Below are 21,713 nucleotides of genomic sequence, written 5' to 3'. Positions count from 1 at the left end.
AAATTGCTTCGGCCGCCCGCACCTGGGGAGATTGTCAGCGGTACTCGCCCGCGAACTCCTCGACCTTTTCCAGGCCGTCCTTGGTGACAAAACCAGGGCCAGAGTTGATGTTGTTGCCCGGCAGAACGCCGTAGCGGTGGTAATTGGTCAGAACCACCACGGGCAGATAGGCCTGCAGGAAGGGCTGCTGATCAATACCCCAGTTGATAACACCGGATTTCAGACCTTTGACGATTTCCTCGCCCAGATCAAAGGTGCCGAAATAGATGTCGCCGGCCATACCGTTTTCTTCCAGTGCCAGCATTGTCGGATCAGCCGATGTCGGCCCCAGTGTCAGGATCGCGTCAGTTTCCGGGTTGGTGTTCAGATAGGCAAGAACCCGGTTCTTGATCTCAGCCGGATCCTGACCGCTGTCGATCATCTGGTCGCCCAGTTCGATCCCAAGACCATCTGCAAACCCCTGGCAGCGCTCTGTCGAAGAGGGCGAGCTGATATAATGGTTCACACAGAGGAAGCTGCCAACACCGTCGGATTTGGCGCGCAGGCCGGCCGCGTGACCGGCGTCATATTCTGGCTGACCAACATACATCAGAGCCCCCACCTCGCGGGCCTGTTCTGGGGTGCCGGAGTTCATGATGATCACATCCACACCACTGTCGACAGCTGCTCTGATAGGACCGGACAGGACGTCGTAATCGGACAGGGTGGTGATGATGCCATTGGGGCCGGAAGCCGCCGCCTGTTCGATGATCCGCGCCATATCGGCAAGGTCACCGGTCGGCGGGTTGCGATATTCCACCTCCACATTCATCTGCTCACCCGCGAGGGCGATGCCGTTCTTGATGGTGTTCCACCAGCTGTCGCTATCGGGCGCGTGGCTGACAAGGATGTATTTTTCGCCTTCTGCCGAGGCGGTGGTTGCCAGCATCATCGGCGCCGCTGCAACCGTTGTCGCCAGCAGGAATGTCTTGAAAATTGACGTCATTCTTTCCTCCCAAAGTTTTACCGTCACGATCGCGTCCGGGCGGTCCCATCCGCGTCGGGGATCAGCATAACCACGAATCGATTTTTTTTGCAACCGGTTGCAAATTGTGGCAGCATTTTTTCTGCTGAACTTGAATTCGATCCGCGATAGATAGTCTGATCCGGTGCGCAGCCGGTTGCACAGGCGGATGGGCCCGGCCGGGCCCTGACAAAGGGAAGACCAAGAATGGCTGTTACGTTAAAAGATGTGGCTGAACGGGCGCAGGTCTCGCGTTCGGCGGTCTCGCGCACATTCACCGATGGCGCGTCGGTATCGGAGAAGATGCGCCGCAAGGTTGAGAAAGCCGCCCAGGAGCTCGGCTATAGTCCGAACGCGCTGGCCTCCTCCCTGACAACCGGGCGGACCAAATTGATTGGCCTGGTGTCCAACAACTTTCACAATCCGATTTTTCTCGAAGTCTTCGACCGGTTTACGCGACGGCTTCAGGACAAGGGGTTGCGCCCGCTGCTGGTCAACCTCTCTGACGAAACCGACCCCGAGAACTCGGTTCGTATGTTGCGGCAATATTCCGTTGACGGCGTTGTTGTCGCCTCGTCGACCCTGCCGCCTGGGTTTGCCAAGGCCTTTCGAGATGCAGGCGTGCCTGTAGTTCACAGTTTCGGCCGCTCCTCCTCCACGCCGCAGGTGCATGTGGTTGGGATCGACAACGTCGAATGCGGACGAATGGCGGCGCGAACGCTGATTGATCGCGGCTATGGCAAACTGGCCTTCATGGGCGGCCCCCAGAGCGCGACTTCGACTCAGGATCGCTGGAAGGGATTCACCCTGGAAATGGAAGCTCATCCGGATATCGTCTCCTCCTACAGTTTTGCGGATGATTACTCCTTTGAGGCCGGTCGCCGGGAAATGCTGCGCCTGTTGCAGGACGACCCGGCCGAAGCCTATTTCTGTGGGGATGACGTGTTGTCAATCGGGGCGCTCAGCGCGATCCGCGAACAGGGGCTAAAGGTGCCAGGTGACATCGGGGTCATCGGTCTCAACGATATGGAAATGGCCCGTTGGGAGAACATAGACCTGACCACCATCCACCAGCCGATCGAACAGATCGTCAATTCATCAATCGAGCTGGTTGTTGCCATGCTGGACGAGCCGGATCGCTATCCTGAAGCCCGCATCTTTCCCTGCCATGTGGTGGATCGCGGCACATTGCGACCGCTGACATCCTGAAGCGATCCTAGGCATGAAAAGGACACCCGCTGCCGGGTGCCCTGCGATTGCTTAGACCACGGTGTCAGCGAAACATCGGCGGCCGGGCATCAACCCAGGCGCCATCTGTTGCGCCGCTTTCGGCGACGGCAAAAACAGCCGCCATGGACCGCAGCCCATCTTCGGCCCGTGGATAAAGATCCGCCGCCGGGTCCATGGATCGCCCGGCTTTCCGCGCGCCGATGGCTTCGGCCAAATCGCTGTATATATTGGCAAAAGCCAGAGGCATCCCCTCGGCATGGCCGATTGTCACGCGGCTGGTGCGATCCGCTTCGGGGCTGAGGTTGGCTTCACCACGTTCGATTACCTGCAAGCGACCGCCCAGCGGCATCCAATAGAGCTGGTTCGGCTGCTCCTGCGACCAGCGCAGACCGCCCTTTTCACCAAACACCTGCAAGGTCAGCCCATGCTGGCGTCCGATTGCCACAGACGAGGTCCAGAGCCGCCCGACGGTGCCGCCATCAAAGCGCATATTGACCATGGCGTCGTCTTCCAGAACCCGGCTCTCAATACAGCTGACCGTATCCGCAGAAAGGCGTTCCAGTTCCTGCCCGATCACAAAACTGGCCATATGCAGCGCATGGATGCCGCAATCGGCAAACTGAGCAGAAACCCCGGCCTGAGCCGGATCATAGCGCCAGCGCACCCGCGGATTGTCCGCATCAGCCGCATCAGCATGATGCCCATGGGCAAACTCGGCCTTCACAAGGCGGATCTTTCCAAGATCACCACGCGCCACCATCGCCTTCATGTGGCGGACCAGCGAATAGCCGGAATAGCCATAGTTCACCGCGCAGATCTTGCTCTGCGCCTTGGCGATTTTGACGATTTCCTCGCCTTCCTCCACGGTCATTGTCATCGGTTTTTCGCACAGCACATGAAAACCGGCTTCAAGGAAGCTCTTGGTGATTTCAAAATGCGTGGCATTGGGTGTGGCAACGGTGACAAGATCAACGCGGTCGTCGCGATGACGTTCCCCCTCCAGCATCTCCTGCCAGTCGCCATAGGCGCGGTCTGCGGCCAGCCCCAGCCGCTGACCATAGGCGCGCCCTTCGTCGGGGCGGTGATCCAATGCCGCTGCGGCGAATTCAAACGCCCCGTCAAGCCCTGCTCCCAGACGATGGGCCGGTCCGATCTGGCTGCCTTCACCACCGCCGATCATGCCCCACTTCAGCTTTGCCATGGTGTTACCCCCTAGTTGAAACCAATGGATTCAAGATATTCACGGTTGGCCCACGCATCCCCCACCGGGTCGGGATCCAGCGTTGGATCGCAATCCTGCTCCACCGTACACCAGCCAGAAAATCCAGCGTCTAAAAGCAGTTGCCTCACCGCCGGGAAATCCACATCACCCTCGCCGAGATTGCAGAAAATCCCCTGCCCGCAGGCATCATAGAAGTTCGTCCGCTTGGCGATCACATCGGCTTTCACCTTCGGGTCGATATCCTTGAAATGCATATAGCTGATACGATCCATGTGCCGTTTCATGAAAGCGACGGGATCAAAACCGGCGTAGGAATGGTGGCCGGTGTCAAAACAGATCTTCAGGATCCTGTCGTCGACCTCATCCAGCAGCCGCTCCAGCTCCGGCTCGAAATCCATGAACCCCGCCGCATGGGCGTGGATGCCGACGGTGAGACCGTAGTCCTCGGTGCCAATCCGCGCGACAGTGGCGAGCCGGTCACGGAATGCCGACCATTCGTCGCGATCCATCTGCTCGGCTTCATCGGCGCGGCCAGCAGTCGGCGCACGGCGCGGCGAGATCGAGTCGATCAGCACCAGATGCTCGGCTCCATGGGCTTTCAACGCCTTGCAGGTGCGGTGCGCCCCGTCCAGCACATCCTCCCATTGGGCCGGATCGTGGAAGGCACGGAAGACGACGCCACCGATCAGTTCCAGATCATGCTCGGCGAGCGCGTCCCTCAGGATCGCAGGGTCCTCAGGCATATACCCAACTGGTCCTAATTCGATCCCCTTGTAGCCAGCATCGGCGCAGTCCTTCAGAACGCTGCGCCATTCCGGATTGCGGGGATCCTGTGCAAATTCCACCCCCCAGGAGCATGGGGCATTGCCAATTCTGATCGTCATTTTGCAGTGCTTTCTTAGATGCTTAGAACTTTGATACGGTTTGCCACGACCGGGCCTTGGACGACGCCATGGCAGCGGCAACCACCTGATTTACGGCCATGCCATCCTCGAATGTCGGCCAAATCGGTGTCTGTGTCTCAATCGCGCGCAGGAAGTCACGCGCCTCGATCAGGATCTGATCCTGATAGCCGGTGCCATGTCCAGGGCCCTGGCAGAACGGCAGATAGTCGGGATGCGCGGGACCGGTCAGGATCTTGCGGAAGCCACGGGTAGCGTCCTCGCCCTCGCTGAGGTAGAGCCAAAGTGCGTTCTGATCCTCCTGGTCAAACCTGATCGCACCTTTTGTTCCCGTAATTTCGTAGGCATAGCCCATCTTGCGGCCCGTCGCGATCCGGCTGAAGAACATCTGCCCCATTGCCCCACTGGCAAAGCGGCACATCATCTGGCCCTGATCGTCATTGGTGACAAGGCCACCGGGGCGGTCGCTATGGACGGTCTCAACTTCAGCAATCAGCTCTGCTATCGGCCCGATCAGCGCTATCGCTGCATTGATCATATGCGGGGCAAGATCCCCCATCGTGCCATTCGCCTCTCCGTTGGTTCGCCAGCTCGCCGGGGTATGGGGGTCGGCATAGAAATCCTCAGTATGTTCGCCACGAAACCAGGTGACCTCGCCGATCACGCCATCTGCAATCAGCTGGCGGGCAAATTGGCTAGCCGGTGTACGGATGTAATTAAAGCCTACCATGTTGGGACAGCCCGAAACCCGGGCCGCCTCGACCATCGCACGGCTGTCCGCCAGCGAAGCGCCGAGAGGTTTTTCACAGAAAACCGGTTTACCCAGCGCAAAGGCCGCCTCTGCCACCGCACGATGTGTCTGCTGCGGGGTCGCAATCACAATCGCCTCAACCTTTGGGTCATTGACCAATACCTGCCAGTCATCCGTCGCACGACGGAAACCATAGGCCCGCCGATATCGCTCTGCACTGGTGGGGGTTGAGGCACAGACCATCTCCAGCCGTGGGCGCAAAGACGTATCGAACACCGCCCCCACTGCGGCCATCGCGACGGCATGAGCCTTGCCCATGTACCCACCGCCTAGAATTCCGATACCGATTTCGGTCATTCAGGCCTCCCAATCCATGAAATTCGATTTGCAACCGGTTGCAAAACTTGTATCTTGGGATTCGATATCTCGCAAGATCAAATCGACCCGACCACCGACCATCCCAGGGATCCCTGCCTATGACGACGCCGCCGAAAACGATAAGATTGACCACCGCCCAGGCCATCATCCGATGGCTCTCCAATCAGTTCATTGTGATCGACGGGGAGGAAATGCACCTCTGCGGCGGCGGCTTCGGGATCTTCGGCCATGGCAACGTAACCTGCCTCGGAGAAGCCCTTTATGAAGCGCGCGAGGCGCTACCGCTCTATCGCGGTCAGAATGAACAGAGCATGGGATTTGCGGCCGCGGGATACGCCAAACAATGGCTGCGCCAACGCTTCATGTTCTGCACGGCAAGTGCCGGTCCCGGCACATCGAATCTGGTGACCTCGGCAGCGCTGGCGCACGCCAACCGGCTGCCGATGTTGATGCTCTGCGGTGATACCTTCCTGACCCGCCTGCCCGATCCGGTGTTGCAGCAGATGGAGAACTTCGACGATCCGACCTTTGGCGTGAATGATGCGTTCAAGCCCGTGTCGCGCTACTGGGACCGCATCACCCATCCGGCGCAGATCATCCAGTCCCTGCCCGCCGCGATTGCCACGATGCTGGATCCCGGCGACTGTGGCCCGGCCTTCCTCGGCCTGCCACAGGACGTCCAGGGCTGGACCTATGATTACCCGGAGGTTTTCTTTGAAAAGAAGACCCATCGCATTCGCCGTGTCACACCGGACACCGCCGAGATTGCCGAAGCCGCAGCAGCGCTGCGCGGTGCCAAACGCCCGATGATCATCGCAGGCGGTGGCGTGCAATACAGCCGCGCGGTGGCTGAGCTGACCGCCTTTGCCGAGGCCCATCAGATCCCCGTCGTAGAAACCATCGCAGGCCGCGCCAACCTGCGCGACACCCATCCGCTGAACATCGGCCCGATTGGCGTGACCGGGTCGGACAGCGCCAATGCCATCGCGGCAGAGGCGGATGTGATCCTCGCAGTGGGCACAAGGTTGCAGGACTTCACCACCGGTTCCTGGACCGCATTTGCGCAGGATGCCCAGTTCATCTCGATCAATGCGGCACGCCATGATGCAGGCAAGCACCGTGCATTGCCGGTTGTCGGTGACGCCCAGCGCGCGCTGCTCGACCTCGGCTCCGCCTGCCAAGGCTACAGCGCCCCGCAGGACTGGGTGGCCCGCGCACAGGAGGAACGACGCAGCTGGGTCGCCTATGTGGCTGACAATATATCCTATGGCGACAACCGGCCCAATTCCTATGCCCAGGCCATCGGCGTGGTGAACGCGCTCTGCGACCCGCGCGACCGCGTCGTGGCAGCGGCGGGCGGCCTACCCGCCGAGGTCACCGCCAACTGGCGCACGCTGGAACCTGGCACGGTCGATGTCGAGTTCGGATTTTCCTGCATGGGCTATGAAATCTCCGGTGCCTGGGGAGCTCGCATCGCCCAAACCGAGCGTGAGCCGGAGCGTGACACCATCGTCTTTGTCGGCGATGGCTCATATATGATGCTGAACTCTGATATCTACTCCAGCGTACTGAGCCGAAAGAAACTGATCATCCTCGTGCTCGACAATGGCGGTTTCGCCGTCATCAACAAGCTGCAGAACAATACGGGCAACACCAGTTTCAACAACCTTCTCGCCGATTGCCCGACCATCCCTGAGGCCTTTGGCGTGGACTTCGCCGCCCATGCAGCCGCTATGGGCGCGATTGCGGAAACGGTCGCCAATCCGGGCGAGCTGGCAGAGGCCTTCAAGCGTGCTCAGGGCAACGACCGAACCACCGTCATCGTGATGAACGTCGATGCCTACGAGGGTTGGACGACGGAAGGTCACGCCTGGTGGGAAGTCGGCACGCCGCATATCACCAACAATCCCGACGTGCAGGAGGCCCATGTCGAATGGGAATCCAGCCGCAGCAAACAACGGCGGGGGGTCTGATGAATACTCCACCCAAAGCCCACGGCGATCTGTCAGGGCGCAACTTCCTAGTCATCGGGCGGGTGGGCATGGATCTTTGTCCAACCCCGGCAGGCACCGCAACAAAAGATGCCGAAGACATGATGGTGGCGATGGGCGGCAGCAGCGCAAATATCGCCGCTGGACTGGTCAAAATGGGATGCCGTGCCGCGCTGGTCACCAGCGTCTCAGATGATGCCGTGGGTTGGTATTGCCTGAACCAGCTGGATCACTACGGGATCGACCGGACTCACGTGAAACGCATCACCGGCGAATATCGGACATCGCTTGCGATCTACGAAAGCCGTGTGGAAGACCACCAGAGCGTTATCTACCGCAACAACGCTGCCGACTTTCAGATGACCATCGCTGATGTCGAGGCGGTGGATTACAGCCAATACAGCGCGCTGATCACCGCAGGCACAGTCTTTGCTGCCGAACCATCGCGCAGCGCGACCTTCCGCGCCTTTGAACTGGCGCGCGCTGCGGGCTTACCAATCATTTTTGACGTCGATTACCGGCCCTACAGCTGGCCCTCGGCCGAGGTGGCCGCTGATGTTCTGTCGCGTGCTGGTGAGTTGTCCGACATCATCGTCGGCAACGACGAAGAATTCGGGTTCATGGCCGATGGCGTTGACATGGGTCTCGCCAAGGCGCGCAGCCTTGCGCAAACCACCGCCTCCGTCGTGGTTTACAAGATGGGTCCAGAGGGCGCCATCACCTTTGCCGACGGGCAGGAAATCCGCACCGGCATCTACCCTGTTGATGCGCTGAAACCAACCGGCGCGGGCGACAGCTTCATGGCCGGCTTCCTCGCCGCGCTTTCCGAAGGACGCCATACGAAAGAGGCCATTCTACGCGGCTCCGCCTGTGCCTCCGTTGTTGTAGCCAAACCCGGCTGCGCCCCGGCGATGCCCGATCTTGCTGCGCTGGAGGCGTTCCTCGCAACGCACCCCGGCGCCACCGAAATCTGAAAGGACCCCCCATGCATATCGCCCCCCATGACAACCAGAACAAAGCCATCGTCGATGCCGACAACGATCTGGTGCCGCTCAACTATTTCAACATCGTCAAGCTGACCAAGGGCCAGACATTCGAATATCAGGTCCCCGGATATGAGACCTGCATCGTTCCCGCCACCGGTACCGTGGATATCGAAGTGGAAGGTCTGAGCTATGCCGGGATCGGCAACAGAACCGCGGACGTCTGGGATGGCGAACCAGAAGGCGTCTATATCCCGGTCGGCGCAAAGGTCACGATCACCTGCACCACCGACGCAACGGAGACCTTCGTTGCCGGTGCAAAATACGACAAGGTTCTGGAGCCGTTCGACGTCCGCGCGGACGGCATCGACCTCGTGCAATACGGATCTGATGACACCAAGACTCACCGGAAGATCAAACATATTCTCGGACAGAAGCAGCATGACAAGGTCGGACGCCTGCTGGTTTCGGAGTTGTTCACTGTGGGTCAAGGCGGCTGGTCCGGCTTTCCGGCGCACAAGCACGACACCGATCGCAAGGACGCCGATGGCAATATCATCGAAACGCGTCATGACGAGACCTATAACTTCCGCTTCCGCCCCAACCATGGTTCCGGCGTCCAGATCCTGCAACGCGAAGAAGGCAAGCCGGGGGATGCTTACCAACTGATGGACGGCTCTACCATCATGATCGACAGGGGCTATCACCCCTGCGCCGTGATGCCGGGATATGAGATGTATTATTTCACCATCCTTGGCGGTCTGAGCCAGCGCAGCCTGATCCAGTATTTCCAGCCAACTCATGCCTATCAGGTCGAAACGATCCCCGGCATCAAGGATATGGTGGCCAAGTTCAAATGACCGTTGCAACTCTGGCTGAGGTCCTGCAACCGGCCCTGCGCGATGGCTATGCCGTCGCCGGGCTGGTGACGCTGGGCTGGGAAGACATGCGCGCCTATGTGGCAGCGGCAGAGGCCGAAGGCGTGCCTGTGATCTTGCAGGCGGGGCCATCCTGTCGCGCCCATACGCCGCTGCCAATCCTGGGCAAGATGTTCCACCATCTGGCCGAGGCCGCATCGGTTCCGGTGGTTGCACATCTCGATCATGGCTACACCCCAGAGGATTGCCGTATTGCCATCGACAGCGGCTTTACCTCCGTGATGTTCGACGGCTCTCGCAAACCTCTTGAGGACAATATCGCCGAAACCGCTGCCATCGCCGAAATGGCCCATGCCGCAGGTGTCTCATGCGAGGGTGAAATCGGATTTGTCGGCTACTCGGGCGGCGAAGGGTCGGCAGGAACTGATCCTGAAGAGGCCCGCCGCTTTGCACTGGAAACCGGCGTGGACGCGATGGCAATCTCTGTCGGCAATGTGCATCTGCAACAGGACAAGGACGGCGGGCTGGATATTGACCGGATCCGCGCCATCGAGGGCCTCACCGAGGTGCCGCTGGTCATCCATGGCGGCTCCGGCGTACCGGTCGCACAGCGCAGAATGCTGGCCCGCGAGTCGCGTATCTGCAAATTCAATATAGGCACCGAATTGCGCATGGCTTTCGGCGCCGCCATGCGCGATGCGGTCAACCGGGACCCGGACCGCTTTGACAGGGTCAGCATCCTGTCGGAAACCCACGATCCGGTCGTTGCCGCGGCGCGCGGCGTTCTTCGCGCCTTCAAGGGAGAAACACAATGTTGAATATCGGCCTTCTGGGCTGCGGGCGCATCGGTCAGGTCCACGCCCGTTCTGTGGGACAATTGGACGGCGTGCGTGTGACAGCCGTCGCCGATGCCGTGCCGGAAGCCGCCAGCGGGCTGGCCAGCAAGATCGGTGCGGATGTGCGCGAGGCCTCGGCGCTGATCACCAGCGCGGACGTAGACGCGGTGGTGATTGGCACACCCACCGATACCCATTACGATCTGATCCATCAGGCCGCAGCGGCGGGTAAGGCAATTTTCTGCGAAAAACCGGTCGATATGTCCGCCGACCGCATCCGTGATTGCCAGAAGGTGGTGGCGGAGGCAGGGGTTGCGTTCCTGACCGCGTTCAACCGACGGTTTGACCCCAACTTTGCCAATCTGCAGCAGCGTCTGCGCGCGGGCGAGATTGGTGATGTGGAGATCGTCTCGATCCTGTCGCGCGATCCCTCTCCGCCCCCGGTCAGCTACATCAAGACCTCAGGCGGGTTGTTCCGGGATATGATGATCCATGATTTCGACATGGCGCGTTTTCTGCTGGGCGAAGAGCCAATTCAGGTCTTCGCCGTCGGCTCGGCCCTGGTCGACCCGGCTATTGGCGCGGCAGGTGACGTGGACACTGCCGCCGTCACCCTGACCACGGCCAGCGGAAAGATCTGCCAGATCTCGAACTCGCGCCGGGCCACCTATGGCTACGATCAGCGGGTTGAGGTACATGGCTCCAAAGGGATGCTGCGCGCTGCCAACATGCTGGAAAACACGGTCGAGGTTGCCGGGGCCAATGGCTTCCAGACAGCGCCCGCGCAGCATTTCTTCCTTGAGCGCTACGAGGCTGCCTATCGCAACGAAATGGCCCGCTTCGTCGAGGCTGTTCAGGCAGGCACCACCCCGTCGCCCAGTATCGACGACGGGCTTCGCGCTCAGATGTTGGCCGATGCCGCCGCCAAATCGCTTGAGACGGGGACACCGGTCAAACTGTAGTAGGTCAGATTATCATGCCCGGCGGCGCGCGTCTTGCGCCGCCAGCGCTTCGTTGAAACGCTCGGGCGGCCAGCCCTCAGCCAGCGCCTGATGCAGCAAATCCGCCTGCGTCTGCGGGGCCAGACCTCCCGTCGGCGGATCTCTATCCAGATTGGTCGAAAAGGAATAGCCCTCGGCGCAGGCTGCGATTGCCGCGGCGCGCTCCGCCTCTGGCATCGCGCCCTCAGCCTCCAATTGCACCAGCGCCGGATAAAGCCGCTCGGACATGCCGAACCGATCCACGGTTTCCATCGCGCGACCAAAGGCAGACGAGACCTGCAACAAATTCGCCATGCGCTGGACATCCTGCGACCGGTTGGCGCCTGCGGCATGAAACAAAGCCGGGTTGAAAAACACCGCATCGCCCTTGGCCAGTGGCAGCTGGACATAGCGCTCCTCGAAATAGGCGCGGAAATCCGGCCGCCGCCAGGCCACATAGCCCTCCCGGTATCTCTGCGAGAACGGCAGCAGCTTGGTTGGGCCACTTTCAACAGGCATGTCCCCATGGGCGACCGCCCCCTGCAAGGTCAGAACCGGCGACAGATCATGCACATGGGCTGGATACTGCGAGGATGTTTCCGCCGTTTGAAAGCCCAGATGATAGTCGCGATGCGCCTGCTGGGCCTCACCGCCCGGCCGAACCAGATTGATCTGCGCCGTCATCTGGTAGTTCGGCCCCAGCCAAGCCTCGCAAACTGCGGCCAACGCCACATTACCAAAGTAACGCGCGAAGACCTCCGGCGCGGCCTCGCAGAGTTTCTGAAGAGAGTTCCAGATCCGGTCATTCGAGCCTGCTGCCGCGAAGTGATCCGCACCGCCACCATTGGCCAGCTTCTCCTGCGCGATGATCTGTTCATATATCGCGCTCGCGCTGTCGATAGCGGACGTGTCCTGATAGGCCTGTTTCAGCACCAATACGCCGGCCCCTTCGCGCAAACCTTGCGCCCATTCCGCCATCAGCCGCCGCCGGTCATCACTGTTGCCGAGCATCCCGCTGAGGGCCGCCATGTCGTAGATCGGGATATTCTTCACGATGGCACCCGCGAGCGGCACCTGATCCGCCGTCAAATCCTGTTCAACCAGCTTCCGAAAATCACTCAAGTCACATCCGGCAGGGTCGAAGTAGGTATCTCCTCTCCTTGCTGCTCTGTCCGCCATCCCTGTTCTCCTTTGCGCGGTTTCAAATCTCCTGCCATCAGACTGCCGGTGTAATCACTTGTGGTCAGCCGCATGATCCATCAAAAATACATCAATGAGCCATCGCTTCCCGATTAAGGATATCGCTCGGCAGTCCGGGCTGAGCACGGCAACCGTGGACCGCGTCCTGAACGGGCGCGCCAATGTCAGCGCCCGCAGTCGCGCCAGGGTCGCGGCGGCCATCGCCGAGCTGGAGGGCCAGGAACAGCAGCTCTCAGCCCGTGGGCGACGCCTCTATTTCGACGTTGTTGTCGAGGCTCCCGAACGGTTCAGCCGGGAAATCCGTCTCGCGACCGAGGCCGTCCTTCCAACCATCGGTCCGGCGGTGATCCATACCCGCTACAGTTTCCGACAGATTATGTCCGCCGATGACTGCGTTGAAATCCTCGGGCAGATCGCCCGGCGCGGCAGCCATGGGGTTGTGCTGAAGGCACGGGATCTGCCTCAGATTATTGCAACGGTGGCCGAACTGGACAGCAAAGGCATTCCTGTTGTCTGTGTCTTTACCGACCTGCCAAACAGCCCCCGCAGGCTCTACTGCGGGCCTAACAATTATGCGGCGGGCCAGTCTGCCGCCTACATGATCGACAAATGCCTTCCCGGCATCCCTGGCCCGGGCGCAACCATCCTGACCACCCTTAGCCAGATGGCATTCCACGGTGAGGAACAACGGCGGCGCGGCTTCTTGCGCGTCTTGCAGGAACGCCGCCCGGATCTGAGACTGGTCACCCTCAGTGCCGGTGCAGGCCTTGCGCTGGAAACCACGGAGCTGCTGCGTCAACGGCTGGCCGAACCGGATCCCGGCCGGATAGTGGCGGTCTATTCAATGGGCGGCGCCAATCGTGCCATCATCGAACAGCTGTGCGCCTTTGGCCACGAGCCCCGCGCCTATATCGCCCATGATCTGGATGCGGAAAATCGAACCCTGATGCGTCAGGGCAAGATCACCGTGGTCCTGCAACACGACATCGCCAGCGATATGCGCAATGCCTTTCTCAGCCTGCTCCATGCCAACCACATCCTGAAGGCACCTCCCCCCGCGACTCAGAGCCGGATCTCCATGGTTACGCCCTTCGACGCCAGCGAAAGCTGACCAAAGCGTGCCTTTATCGGCTTCTTCCGGAACACAGGAATATTTCTGCGCTGGCGCTTTCAACATAGCCTGCGACGCAAATGCCCTTTTGATTGCAAGCGCCAGTCCTGGCGCTGAAAGGCCGTCTCGCCAAAGGCCGATTTTTCAGCCTCGAAGATGCAATTCTTGTTTCTCTTTGCGCTCATTCTTGGAATGCTTTCGACAATAGCCAGCAGGGAGAGCGGCATGAAAGTAGGATTTATTGGCCTTGGCAACGTCGGCGGCAAACTGAGCGGAAGCCTGCTGCGCAACGGTATCGACCTCAGCGTCTATGACCTGAACGACACGCTGGTCGCAAAGGCGGCCGAGGCGGGAGCGACGGCAGCGAAGAACCCCGCCGAATTGATGCGCAGCTGTGACGCGGTGATCACCTGCCTGCCGTCGCCTGCGGCCTCGGATCAGGTTATGCAGCAGATGCTGCCGGAGATTGGCCCCGGCAAGATCTGGATGGAGATGTCCACCACCGATGAGGCAGAGGTCAAACGCCTCGGCGAGCTGGTGGCGCAGGCGGGCGGCACAGCCGTAGACTGCCCGGTGTCGGGCGGATGCCACCGGGCCGATACCGGAAACATCTCGATCTTCGCCGGATCTGACCGCGAAACCTTCGAACGGATCGTCCCCCTGCTGAAAACCATGGGGCGGCGCATTCTGCACACTGGGCCGATCGGCTCGGCGTCGGTGCTGAAAGTCATCACCAATTATCTGGCCACCGCCAACCTGCTGACCTGCTGCGAGGCGCTGGTCACGGCAAAGGCTGCAGGCATGGATCTCAACACCGCCTATGAGGCGATCAAGATCTCCTCCGGCACCTCATTCGTGCATGAAACGGAAAGCCAAGTGATCCTGAATGGATCCCGCGATATTTCCTTCACCATGGATCTGGTTTCAAAGGATATCGGCCTGTTTCAGGCAGTGGCGGATCGGCATAACGTCCCCCTCGAAATCAACCCGTTGATGATCAAGATCTTCAAGGACGGCGAAGCCCGTTTCGGCAGCCGCGAATTGTCGCCAAACATCATCCGGCGGCTGGAAGAGGCAACAGGGCTAGACATCAGAGCGCCCGGATTTCCGGCTGAGATGGTCGACGACGAGCCGGAGGAACCGGGCTACGAGGTGATCCCCACGGGCCGCAACGCAGCTAGCGGCAGCTAAACCTCCGATACGGAAAATGGTAGTGGGGGCGTCTGGCGGCGCCCCCCTTTAGGCACCTGTGCCCGGTGCGTTGGCTCGCGGGCTAGTTGCGCATAGTTCCGCCGACACATCCTATAGAGTCTTGCCAGACTCATTTTTCCCGAATTACGGTACTATTGTCCGTATTATGGGATTCACATGCAGGACCGTCAGATCCTCCTTCTGGAAGCGGTAGCGTCGTCCGCGACGCCAGTGAGCGCAAGCGAGCTGGCCAGAATGACGGCGACCCCTCGGGCCAGCCTCTATCGCCATATTGCCACCCTGCTGGCCTGCGGGTTCCTGGAAGAGATCGACACCGGCAACCGTTACGTACTGGGCATGCGGTTCATCAAGATTGCGCTGACCGGAAAATCGGACACTCATGTGATCAACGCGGTCTCCGCCGTGCTGCTACGGGTGGTCAAAGACCTGGGAGAAACCGCATTTCTGGCGCGCTACCGAGCTGGGCGCGTTGACCTCATCCATACGCAGGTCCCGACAGATCCTTCTGTTCCCCATATCTACCCCGGGTTGGGCGCGCGTCCGGTTCATGCCTGCTCCTCGGCCAAGGTAATTGCCGCCTTTCTGGCACCGGAGCTCCAGTGTGATCTGATTGAAACGCAACCCACGCGCTTTACCGACAAGACCCGCACCGACCCCGAGCAGATCACCCGCGAATTGCAGCAGGTGCGCCGCCACGGCTATGCAACCTGCGACGGCGAGATCGACGTCGGTGTCACCAGCATCGCCGTACCAATCATTATTGATCGTCTCGGCGCGGTTTTTTCCATGGGCGTGGTCGGGCCATCTGCCCGCATCACTCCGGCCATTCACCCCCGCATTCTGCCAATTTTGTCGAAAGAAGCCTTTCACGCCGCTGCGGCCATTCAGCATTGCTCGGTCGTTGAGGCGGAAACCACAAATGCCATGTCACTGGCTGCAGCAAAGGAAAGGTCGAACCAACAACACTGAATTCATTGAAGGGAGAAAGAACATGAACAGAAGAGAATTCGGCGGGCTGACCGCTGCTGCTGCACTGGCCATGGCCGGCCCGTTTCGCGCCTTTGCAGACGAGACCTGCCAATCCCCCTATATGCCCAAGATTACGGGCCAAGAAGAATTTGTGTACGTCTGGACCCTCGGTGTCGAGGGGATGGGCGACGAGCAGGACAAGATGGTAACCGTCGACCTCCGCCCTGGCTCATCCACGCGCGGAGAGGTCATCCACAGCCTCTCTGTAGGGGGCCGAAACGAGGCCCATCATGGCGGCTTCTCCGCAGATCGTCGGTATTTCTGGACCGGCGGGCTTGATACCAATCGCATCTTCATCTTTGACATTCACAGCGACCCGGCGGCCCCCAAGCTGCACAAGGTGATTGAAACCTTCGTCACCGATTCCGGCGGTGTGGTTGGTCCCCACACGTTTTTTGCCCTGCCCGGCAGCATGATGATCACCGGGCTCAGCAATCAGGACGATCACGGCGGTCGCACCGCGCTGGTCGAATATAACGATGATGGAGATTACGTCGCCACCTACTGGATGCCCACCGCAAATGACATGCAGGGTGCCGTTGCGGTGGATGGCGCGGTTGCCGATGGCTACGGCTACGATATCCGCGCGCTGATCCGCAAGAATGTCATGCTCACCTCCTCCTTCACGGGCTGGTCCAACTACATGATGGATTTTGGCCAGATGTTGCAGGATCCCGAAGCGATGAAACGCTTTGGAAACACGATGGTGCTGTGGGATCTGCACACCCGCCAGCCACGCAAGGTGTTCAATGTGCCCGGCGCACCGTTGGAAGTGCGCTTTCCCTGGGGTCCGAATGCCAATTATGCCTTCTCCACCACCGCGCTCACCTCGCAGCTGTGGCTGATCTACGAAGACGATGATGGCGAATGGCTGGCCAAATCGGTCGCGGATATCGGCAACCCGGAGGACATCCCCCTGCCCGTCGATATCTCCATCGCTGCGGATGATCAGACGCTCTGGGTCAATTCCTTCATGGATGGCAAAACCCGCCTATTTGACATCTCGGACCCGCATAACCCGTCGCAAATCTACGAGAAGACCATCGACCGGCAGGTCAATATGGTCAGCCAGAGCTGGGATGGCAAACGGGTCTATTTCTCGTCGTCGCTGCTCGCCAACTGGGACAAGAAGGGCGAGGATGATGTGCAGTATCTGCGCGCCTATACATGGGACGGCACAGATCTGGTCGAAGATTTCAATATCGACTTCTATGCCGCTGGATTGGGCCGCGCTCACATCATGCGCTTTGGCAGCTCGGCGCTTTACTCAGCCTGACTGCCAGTTCCCGGGGCGGCCAGCTGCCGCTCCGGTCTCCCCTTGCGGACCTAAACTTGCCGGAGGATCTCCATGCGCAAGACAACACTCGCTGTTTCCATTACCGCCGCTGCGGCCTTGCTGACGGGCGTTGTCGCCCTGGCCGACACCTGGCGTCCCTCAGATCTGCTCGCACGGTTGACACCTGCTGCGCTGCGGACCGCCACCACTCCCTTTTCCGATATCTTCCCGAGCGATCCCGCCTTCCAGTTCAGCCCACCGGAACCGGGATCCTATAGGCTGAACCGGCTGAAGCCCGCACCCGATGGCGCGGTTCTGACCACAAACGGAATACAAACCCGCCTGCACCAGCTGTTCGACGAGAAAATCACCCTCGTCAGCTTTGTCTATCTTACCTGTGGCGATGTGGACGGCTGCCCGCTGGCCTTCTCGACGCTTTATGACATTCATGATGCCAGCGCCCAGCTGCCCGGACTGCGCCAGAAGGTGCAGCTGATGACCATCAGCTTTGACCCCGAGCGCGACACGGTAGAGGCGATCGCCGCTTTTGCCCACCCGGTCAGCAGCGACCCCGCCAGCGCGCAGAAACTGGACTGGCACGTCCTGACCACCGCTGACGCGGAGGCGCTGCGCCCCTTGCTGGATGGATTTGGCCAGGTGGTTGATCGCGGATCCTCGGATGATCAGATCAATCACCTGCTGCGGATGTATCTGGTCGACACCCAAGGCATGATCCGCAACGTCTATGGTCTTGGCCTGATCGACCCGCGCCTTTTGATGACCGACGTGGAGACCCTACTGATGGCGGAGGCCGCAGAGTGACCCGCCGCCCGCCTGCCTTGCTGCGCCAACGTCTTGCACCATGTGCTGCGCTTCTGGCTCTGCTCTGGACCGTCCCGGCATCGACTGCGGCGCCGCTACAGATCTCGGCGGAAACCTGTGAACGCTCGCCCGATAATTGGGCTGAAGCTGCGTCAAGACGTAGCCGGACGCCGCAGCTCGGCCTACCGCCATTGCAACATCCGGCCGACAACCCGCCCACAGCAGCACGCATTGCGCTTGGCCGACGGATCTTTTTTGATCGCGCCTTGTCGATCAACAACACCATGTCCTGCGCCATGTGCCATGTGCCGGAACAGGGATTTGCCAATTGGGAGCTGGCGACCTCCATCGGCGTCGAGGGCCGCAGCGTGAAGCGCAATGCTCCCAGCCTGATCAATGTCGGCCTGCTGCGGCCCCTGTTTCATGATGGGCGCGACCCTACACTGGAAACCCAGTTCATCGGACCGCTCACCGCTCGTAACGAGATGGCAAACCCATCGGTGGGCCACGTGGTTGCCTATCTTCAGGAGCAGGCTGACTATGACCGATTGTTTCGCGAGGCATTTGGTGCCTCCGCGTCTCTGGATCGCATAGGTATGGCGCTCGCGGCCTACCAGCGCGCGTTGACGCTGGGCAACAGCTCGTTCGATCGGTGGTTTTATGGCGGCGACAGCGCTGCTGTTTCTTCGGCCGCCAAACGTGGTTTTGACGTCTTTCGCGGCAAGGCAGGCTGCGTCTCCTGCCACAGCATCGGACCAGATGACGCGCTCTTCACCGATCAGCAGTTCCACGACACAGGCTACGGGCAGATGCGCGAACTGGCGCGACAGAACCCGCCCGAAACCCTGCCGGTTCAGGTCGCTCCCGGCGTGGTCCATCAGATCGACTACGCGCTAGTTCGCGCCGTCAGCGGTCCGCGGGAGGCCGATTTGGGGCGCTACGAAGTCACCGAGGATCCACGCGACCGATGGCGTTTCCGCACGCCGACGCTGCGCAATCTCGCCGTCTCGCCGCCCTATATGCACGACGGCGGGTTCGGCACCCTTGCTGAGGTGATCGACTTCTACAATGGTGGCGGTGCCAATCTGCCCGGTCAGGATCCGCGCATTCGACCGCTCGGTCTGACCGATGGCGAACAGCGAGACCTGCTGAGCTTCCTCGAGACGCTCACCTCTTCGGGACTGGACTGCCTCGTCGCGGAGGCACGCCAGCGATAGGCGCCGAACCGCCCGCGAAACCGGTCGGGCGTCCTGAAATCGCCCAAACTCCATGATCAATAGCCGAAACAGACCTGAAGAGGGCGCGTCTCACTCTAGGTGATAGCCGCGAAACTCCTTCACCGTAGAAACCGCCAGCAAGGTCTTCATCTGTGCGACCGACGGGATGTCCGACAACCGGTTGCGATAGAGGTTTTCATAGGTTTCCGTATTGCGCGCCGCGACGCGTATCAGATAGTCGAACTCGCCCGAAATCAGGTGGCATTCCAACACCTCGGGCATATGGGCGATAGTGTTCTCAAAGGCCTGGATATGCTCGCGCTGCTGACCGACCAGCTTGATCTCGATAAAGATCTGAAGCTCCAGACCAATCTTCTTGCGATCCAGCCGCGCGGCATAGCCTTCGATCATACCGCTGGCTTCCATCAACTTGACACGACGGTGACATGCGGACAAAGACAGCCCTACTTTCTCCGAGAGGCGCGCCATTGATATCTGACCATCCTGCTGCAGGGCGGAAAGAATACGAGAATCCAGCATGTCCATCGGAAATTTTCCCAATACTTAATCGTTATCCGCACATTTTTCCGAAATTTTCCGAATAAGCAAGGAAATCGAGAACCTTTCCTATCAACAACGTCATAAAATTGAGACACTTCGTCACAGGGATGACGTAACCAAGGGAGGGGCAGATGGCCTCAAAAATCGTAGTTGGCTACGACGGCAGCACAAGCGCGCGGAGTGCGCTCAACTTTGCGCTGGGTGTAGCAAAGGCACAGGGCGGCAGCATCGTAGTCGCGCATGTGCTGGAATGGTCACCATATTCTTTTCTATCCGCAGCCGAGCTGGCAGAGCGCCACAAGCGCCGCACCGAAGAGCTTGAACGCGCCGAGACCGCGCTGATCCAGCCCCTGCTCAAGGATCTTGAGACCAGCGGTGTCGAGGTCACGGCCACCGTGAAATACGGCAATATCGCCGAGGTTCTCGTGTCCATCGCGAAGTCCGAAGGGGCCAATCACGTGGTTATCGGGCGCACCGGCCATTCCGCATTGTCATCGCGGCTGTTTGGTTCGGTCGCAGGCAGTCTGGCGCAGGCCGCGCCGGTTCCGGTCACCATTGTCCCATAACTGATCGACAGGGGTCATCATGAACAGTTTTTCCAAAGCGGCCGCACTGGCCGTCCCCGGCGCCCTAGTGCTGTCGGGTCCGCTAATGGCACAGAGCATCGACCAGAAGGTCAACGATCTCTTTGCCAGTTCCACGGGCTGGTTTGTCAATTTCATCTTCAGCCCATTTCCGGGCACCAGCTTCCCGTGGATCGTGGCATGGCTGGTAATTGCAGCGACGATTTTCACCATCTATTTTGGCCTGATCCAGTTCCGCGCCTTCCCGCACTCGATCTCGCTGGTGAAGGGCGACTACTCCGACCCGAATGACGCAGGCGAGGTCAGCCATTTCCAGGCTCTGGCCACCGCGCTTTCCGGCACCGTTGGCCTTGGCAATATCGCAGGCGTCGCGGTTGCGGTTGGCATCGGTGGTCCTGGCGCAACCTTCTGGATGATCCTCGCGGGTCTGATGGGGATGGCGTCGAAATTCACCGAATGTACGCTCGGTGTGAAATACCGCAACGAATACCCTGACGGCACAGTTTCCGGTGGCCCGATGTACTACATGACCAAGGGCTTTGCTGCGCGTGGCCTGCCCGGGGGCAAGTTCATGGCGGTCCTGTTCTCGATCTTCTGCATTCTGGGCGCCCTTGGTGGCGGCAATATGTTCCAGGCCAACCAGGCCCATGCCCAGCTGACCAATGTTCTGGGCGACTATCCGGGCTGGGTCACCGGCGTTATCTTCGCTGGTGTCGTCTTTGCCGTGATCATTGGTGGCCTGAAGTCGATCGCCAAAGTCACCGAAAAAGTGGTGCCGTTCATGGGCGTGCTCTATGTGCTGACCGCGCTGGTGATCATCCTGATGAACTTTGACAAAATCGGCTGGGCCTTTGGCCAGATCTTCGACGGTGCCTTTACCGGTCTTGGCGTTGCGGGCGGCATGGTTGGCGCACTGATCCAGGGCTTCAAACGCGCGGCCTTCTCCAACGAAGCGGGCGTTGGCTCCGCGGCAATTGCCCACTCCGCCGTGCGGACCAAGGAGCCGATCACCGAAGGTTTCGTCTCGCTCTTAGAGCCGTTCATCGACACCGTGGTGATCTGCACCATGACCGCCTTGGTGATCATCATCACCGGCCAGCTGGTCAGCAACCCTGAAACCGGTCTCTACGTGCTGAACGAGGCAGGAAGCGCGATCCAGACCGTGGATGGCAATTCCGGCGTGGCTCTGACATCTGCGGCCTTCTCGTCGGCATTTGGCTGGTTCAAGTATATTCTGGCCATCGCGGTGATCCTGTTTGCCTTCTCCACCATGATCAGCTGGTCCTACTACGGCCTCAAAGCCTGGACCTTCCTGTTCGGTGAGGGCAAGACCACTGAACTGGTCTTCAAGGTGATCTTCTGCCTGTTTGTCATCATCGGCGCCGCGGCCAGCCTGGGTCCGGTCATCGACTTCTCCGATGCGGCAATCTTTGCCATGGCCGTGGTGAACATCGTCGCGCTCTACTTCCTGATGCCAATCGTCAAGGGCGAGCTGAACAGCTACATGGCACGCCTCAAGACCGGTGAAATCAAGAAGTTCCAGTAAC

20 protein-coding genes are annotated in these 21,713 nt (G+C 60.0%); 14 read left to right on the top strand and 6 right to left on the bottom strand.

What is annotated here, in order from left to right; translation table 11 throughout:
• Positions 1-34 precede the first annotated feature (34 nt).
• Positions 35-985, bottom strand: coding sequence for a sugar ABC transporter substrate-binding protein (locus tag VWZ85_RS16350; RefSeq protein ID WP_416535867.1), 951 nt, complete (start codon positions 983-985; stop codon positions 35-37).
• A gap of 225 nt (positions 986-1,210) precedes the next feature.
• Here VWZ85_RS16350 and VWZ85_RS16345 point away from each other — a divergent pair, with 225 nt between their 5' ends.
• Positions 1,211-2,212, top strand: a complete 1,002-nt coding sequence (locus VWZ85_RS16345) for a LacI family DNA-binding transcriptional regulator (RefSeq protein WP_416535866.1) — start codon at positions 1,211-1,213, stop codon at positions 2,210-2,212.
• A gap of 64 nt (positions 2,213-2,276) precedes the next feature.
• Here the strand turns inward: VWZ85_RS16345 and VWZ85_RS16340 are convergent, their stop codons facing one another.
• From VWZ85_RS16340 to VWZ85_RS16330, 3 genes are read right to left on the bottom strand one after another with little or no spacing between them, the layout of a single operon-like run.
• Positions 2,277-3,434: a Gfo/Idh/MocA family protein gene (locus VWZ85_RS16340; protein ID WP_416589148.1), complete on the bottom strand. Its 1,158-nt coding sequence runs from the start codon at positions 3,432-3,434 to the stop codon at positions 2,277-2,279.
• A gap of 11 nt (positions 3,435-3,445) precedes the next feature.
• Positions 3,446-4,339: a sugar phosphate isomerase/epimerase family protein gene (locus VWZ85_RS16335; RefSeq protein ID WP_416589147.1), complete on the bottom strand. Its 894-nt coding sequence runs from the start codon at positions 4,337-4,339 to the stop codon at positions 3,446-3,448.
• 22 nt (positions 4,340-4,361) lie between these two features.
• A complete protein-coding gene (locus VWZ85_RS16330; protein ID WP_416589146.1) occupies positions 4,362-5,465 on the bottom strand; it encodes a Gfo/Idh/MocA family protein in 1,104 nt (367 codons plus the stop codon).
• Between the two features lie 119 nt (positions 5,466-5,584).
• Between VWZ85_RS16330 and iolD the strand changes: the two genes are divergently transcribed.
• From iolD to iolG, 5 genes are read left to right on the top strand one after another with little or no spacing between them, the layout of a single operon-like run.
• Complete coding sequence (gene iolD, locus VWZ85_RS16325; RefSeq protein ID WP_416589145.1) at positions 5,585-7,459, top strand: 3D-(3,5/4)-trihydroxycyclohexane-1,2-dione acylhydrolase (decyclizing); 1,875 nt, start codon at positions 5,585-5,587, stop codon at positions 7,457-7,459.
• Positions 7,459-8,451, top strand: a complete 993-nt coding sequence (iolC, locus tag VWZ85_RS16320; RefSeq protein ID WP_416589144.1) for a 5-dehydro-2-deoxygluconokinase — start codon at positions 7,459-7,461, stop codon at positions 8,449-8,451. The genes iolD and iolC overlap by 1 nt, the downstream gene beginning before the upstream one ends.
• Before the next feature lie 11 nt (positions 8,452-8,462).
• On the top strand, positions 8,463-9,320 hold the full coding sequence (locus VWZ85_RS16315; RefSeq protein WP_340544748.1) for a 5-deoxy-glucuronate isomerase: 858 nt from the start codon (positions 8,463-8,465) through the stop codon (positions 9,318-9,320).
• Positions 9,317-10,156, top strand: a complete 840-nt coding sequence (locus VWZ85_RS16310; RefSeq protein ID WP_416543203.1) for a class II fructose-bisphosphate aldolase — start codon at positions 9,317-9,319, stop codon at positions 10,154-10,156. Before VWZ85_RS16315 ends, VWZ85_RS16310 begins: the two co-directional genes overlap by 4 nt.
• On the top strand, positions 10,150-11,136 hold the full coding sequence (gene iolG / locus VWZ85_RS16305) for an inositol 2-dehydrogenase (protein WP_416543202.1): 987 nt from the start codon (positions 10,150-10,152) through the stop codon (positions 11,134-11,136). The genes VWZ85_RS16310 and iolG overlap by 7 nt, the downstream gene beginning before the upstream one ends.
• A 12-nt stretch (positions 11,137-11,148) precedes the next feature.
• Here the strand turns inward: iolG and VWZ85_RS16300 are convergent, their stop codons facing one another.
• Entirely contained in the window at positions 11,149-12,333 is a 1,185-nt protein-coding gene (locus VWZ85_RS16300; RefSeq protein WP_416589142.1) for a phytanoyl-CoA dioxygenase family protein, read from the bottom strand.
• A gap of 94 nt (positions 12,334-12,427) precedes the next feature.
• Between VWZ85_RS16300 and VWZ85_RS16295 the strand changes: the two genes are divergently transcribed.
• The 6 genes from VWZ85_RS16295 to VWZ85_RS16270 all read left to right on the top strand — a co-directional run bounded on the left by VWZ85_RS16295 (position 12,428) and on the right by VWZ85_RS16270 (position 19,021).
• Complete coding sequence (locus VWZ85_RS16295) at positions 12,428-13,465, top strand: LacI family DNA-binding transcriptional regulator (protein ID WP_416589141.1); 1,038 nt, start codon at positions 12,428-12,430, stop codon at positions 13,463-13,465.
• Positions 13,466-13,690: 225 nt separating this feature from the next.
• Complete coding sequence (locus tag VWZ85_RS16290) at positions 13,691-14,656, top strand: NAD(P)-dependent oxidoreductase (RefSeq protein WP_416589139.1); 966 nt, start codon at positions 13,691-13,693, stop codon at positions 14,654-14,656.
• Positions 14,657-14,833: 177 nt separating this feature from the next.
• Positions 14,834-15,646 carry an IclR family transcriptional regulator gene (locus VWZ85_RS16285; protein WP_416543199.1) on the top strand — a complete coding sequence of 271 codons (813 nt, stop codon included), beginning with the start codon at positions 14,834-14,836 and terminating at the stop codon, positions 15,644-15,646.
• Between the two features lie 22 nt (positions 15,647-15,668).
• Positions 15,669-16,982, top strand: a complete 1,314-nt coding sequence (locus VWZ85_RS16280) for a selenium-binding protein SBP56-related protein (RefSeq protein WP_416552534.1) — start codon at positions 15,669-15,671, stop codon at positions 16,980-16,982.
• A gap of 72 nt (positions 16,983-17,054) precedes the next feature.
• Positions 17,055-17,804 carry an SCO family protein gene (locus tag VWZ85_RS16275; protein ID WP_340544736.1) on the top strand — a complete coding sequence of 250 codons (750 nt, stop codon included), beginning with the start codon at positions 17,055-17,057 and terminating at the stop codon, positions 17,802-17,804.
• Positions 17,801-19,021, top strand: a complete 1,221-nt coding sequence (locus tag VWZ85_RS16270; protein WP_416543197.1) for a cytochrome-c peroxidase — start codon at positions 17,801-17,803, stop codon at positions 19,019-19,021. Before VWZ85_RS16275 ends, VWZ85_RS16270 begins: the two co-directional genes overlap by 4 nt.
• A 90-nt stretch (positions 19,022-19,111) precedes the next feature.
• On the opposite strand, the gene VWZ85_RS16265 is transcribed toward VWZ85_RS16270, so the two are convergent.
• A complete protein-coding gene (locus VWZ85_RS16265; RefSeq protein WP_416549000.1) occupies positions 19,112-19,567 on the bottom strand; it encodes an Lrp/AsnC family transcriptional regulator in 456 nt (151 codons plus the stop codon).
• A gap of 146 nt (positions 19,568-19,713) precedes the next feature.
• Between VWZ85_RS16265 and VWZ85_RS16260 the strand changes: the two genes are divergently transcribed.
• Together VWZ85_RS16260 and VWZ85_RS16255 are read left to right on the top strand one after the other, a co-directional pair.
• Entirely contained in the window at positions 19,714-20,148 is a 435-nt protein-coding gene (locus tag VWZ85_RS16260; RefSeq protein WP_416535851.1) for a universal stress protein, read from the top strand.
• Between the two features lie 19 nt (positions 20,149-20,167).
• On the top strand, positions 20,168-21,712 hold the full coding sequence (locus VWZ85_RS16255; RefSeq protein WP_340544732.1) for an alanine/glycine:cation symporter family protein: 1,545 nt from the start codon (positions 20,168-20,170) through the stop codon (positions 21,710-21,712).
• Position 21,713: the final 1 nt, after the last annotated feature.

It is taken from the genome of Phaeobacter sp. JH20_29, assembly GCF_048056175.1.
In the GTDB taxonomy this organism is placed as follows: Bacteria; Pseudomonadota; Alphaproteobacteria; order Rhodobacterales; family Rhodobacteraceae; genus Phaeobacter; species Phaeobacter bryozoorum.
The sequence above is the reverse complement of the archived record's forward strand: the minus strand, read 5'-3'. Positions and strand labels throughout refer to the sequence as shown.

Coding starts and splice junctions, on each gene's coding strand:
- VWZ85_RS16290 (WP_416589139.1), top strand. CDS start 13,691: ATGAAAGTAGGATTTATTGGCCTTGGCAACGTCGGCGGCAAACTGAGC.
- VWZ85_RS16255 (WP_340544732.1), top strand. CDS start 20,168: ATGAACAGTTTTTCCAAAGCGGCCGCACTGGCCGTCCCCGGCGCCCTA.
- VWZ85_RS16265 (WP_416549000.1), bottom strand. CDS start 19,567: ATGGACATGCTGGATTCTCGTATTCTTTCCGCCCTGCAGCAGGATGGT.
- VWZ85_RS16275 (WP_340544736.1), top strand. CDS start 17,055: ATGCGCAAGACAACACTCGCTGTTTCCATTACCGCCGCTGCGGCCTTG.
- iolC (WP_416589144.1), top strand. CDS start 7,459: ATGAATACTCCACCCAAAGCCCACGGCGATCTGTCAGGGCGCAACTTC.
- VWZ85_RS16310 (WP_416543203.1), top strand. CDS start 9,317: ATGACCGTTGCAACTCTGGCTGAGGTCCTGCAACCGGCCCTGCGCGAT.
- VWZ85_RS16340 (WP_416589148.1), bottom strand. CDS start 3,434: ATGGCAAAGCTGAAGTGGGGCATGATCGGCGGTGGTGAAGGCAGCCAG.
- VWZ85_RS16260 (WP_416535851.1), top strand. CDS start 19,714: ATGGCCTCAAAAATCGTAGTTGGCTACGACGGCAGCACAAGCGCGCGG.
- VWZ85_RS16335 (WP_416589147.1), bottom strand. CDS start 4,339: ATGACGATCAGAATTGGCAATGCCCCATGCTCCTGGGGGGTGGAATTT.
- VWZ85_RS16345 (WP_416535866.1), top strand. CDS start 1,211: ATGGCTGTTACGTTAAAAGATGTGGCTGAACGGGCGCAGGTCTCGCGT.
- VWZ85_RS16295 (WP_416589141.1), top strand. CDS start 12,428: ATGAGCCATCGCTTCCCGATTAAGGATATCGCTCGGCAGTCCGGGCTG.
- VWZ85_RS16280 (WP_416552534.1), top strand. CDS start 15,669: ATGAACAGAAGAGAATTCGGCGGGCTGACCGCTGCTGCTGCACTGGCC.
- VWZ85_RS16350 (WP_416535867.1), bottom strand. CDS start 985: ATGACGTCAATTTTCAAGACATTCCTGCTGGCGACAACGGTTGCAGCG.
- VWZ85_RS16300 (WP_416589142.1), bottom strand. CDS start 12,333: ATGGCGGACAGAGCAGCAAGGAGAGGAGATACCTACTTCGACCCTGCC.
- iolG (WP_416543202.1), top strand. CDS start 10,150: ATGTTGAATATCGGCCTTCTGGGCTGCGGGCGCATCGGTCAGGTCCAC.
- iolD (WP_416589145.1), top strand. CDS start 5,585: ATGACGACGCCGCCGAAAACGATAAGATTGACCACCGCCCAGGCCATC.
- VWZ85_RS16315 (WP_340544748.1), top strand. CDS start 8,463: ATGCATATCGCCCCCCATGACAACCAGAACAAAGCCATCGTCGATGCC.
- VWZ85_RS16330 (WP_416589146.1), bottom strand. CDS start 5,465: ATGACCGAAATCGGTATCGGAATTCTAGGCGGTGGGTACATGGGCAAG.
- VWZ85_RS16285 (WP_416543199.1), top strand. CDS start 14,834: ATGCAGGACCGTCAGATCCTCCTTCTGGAAGCGGTAGCGTCGTCCGCG.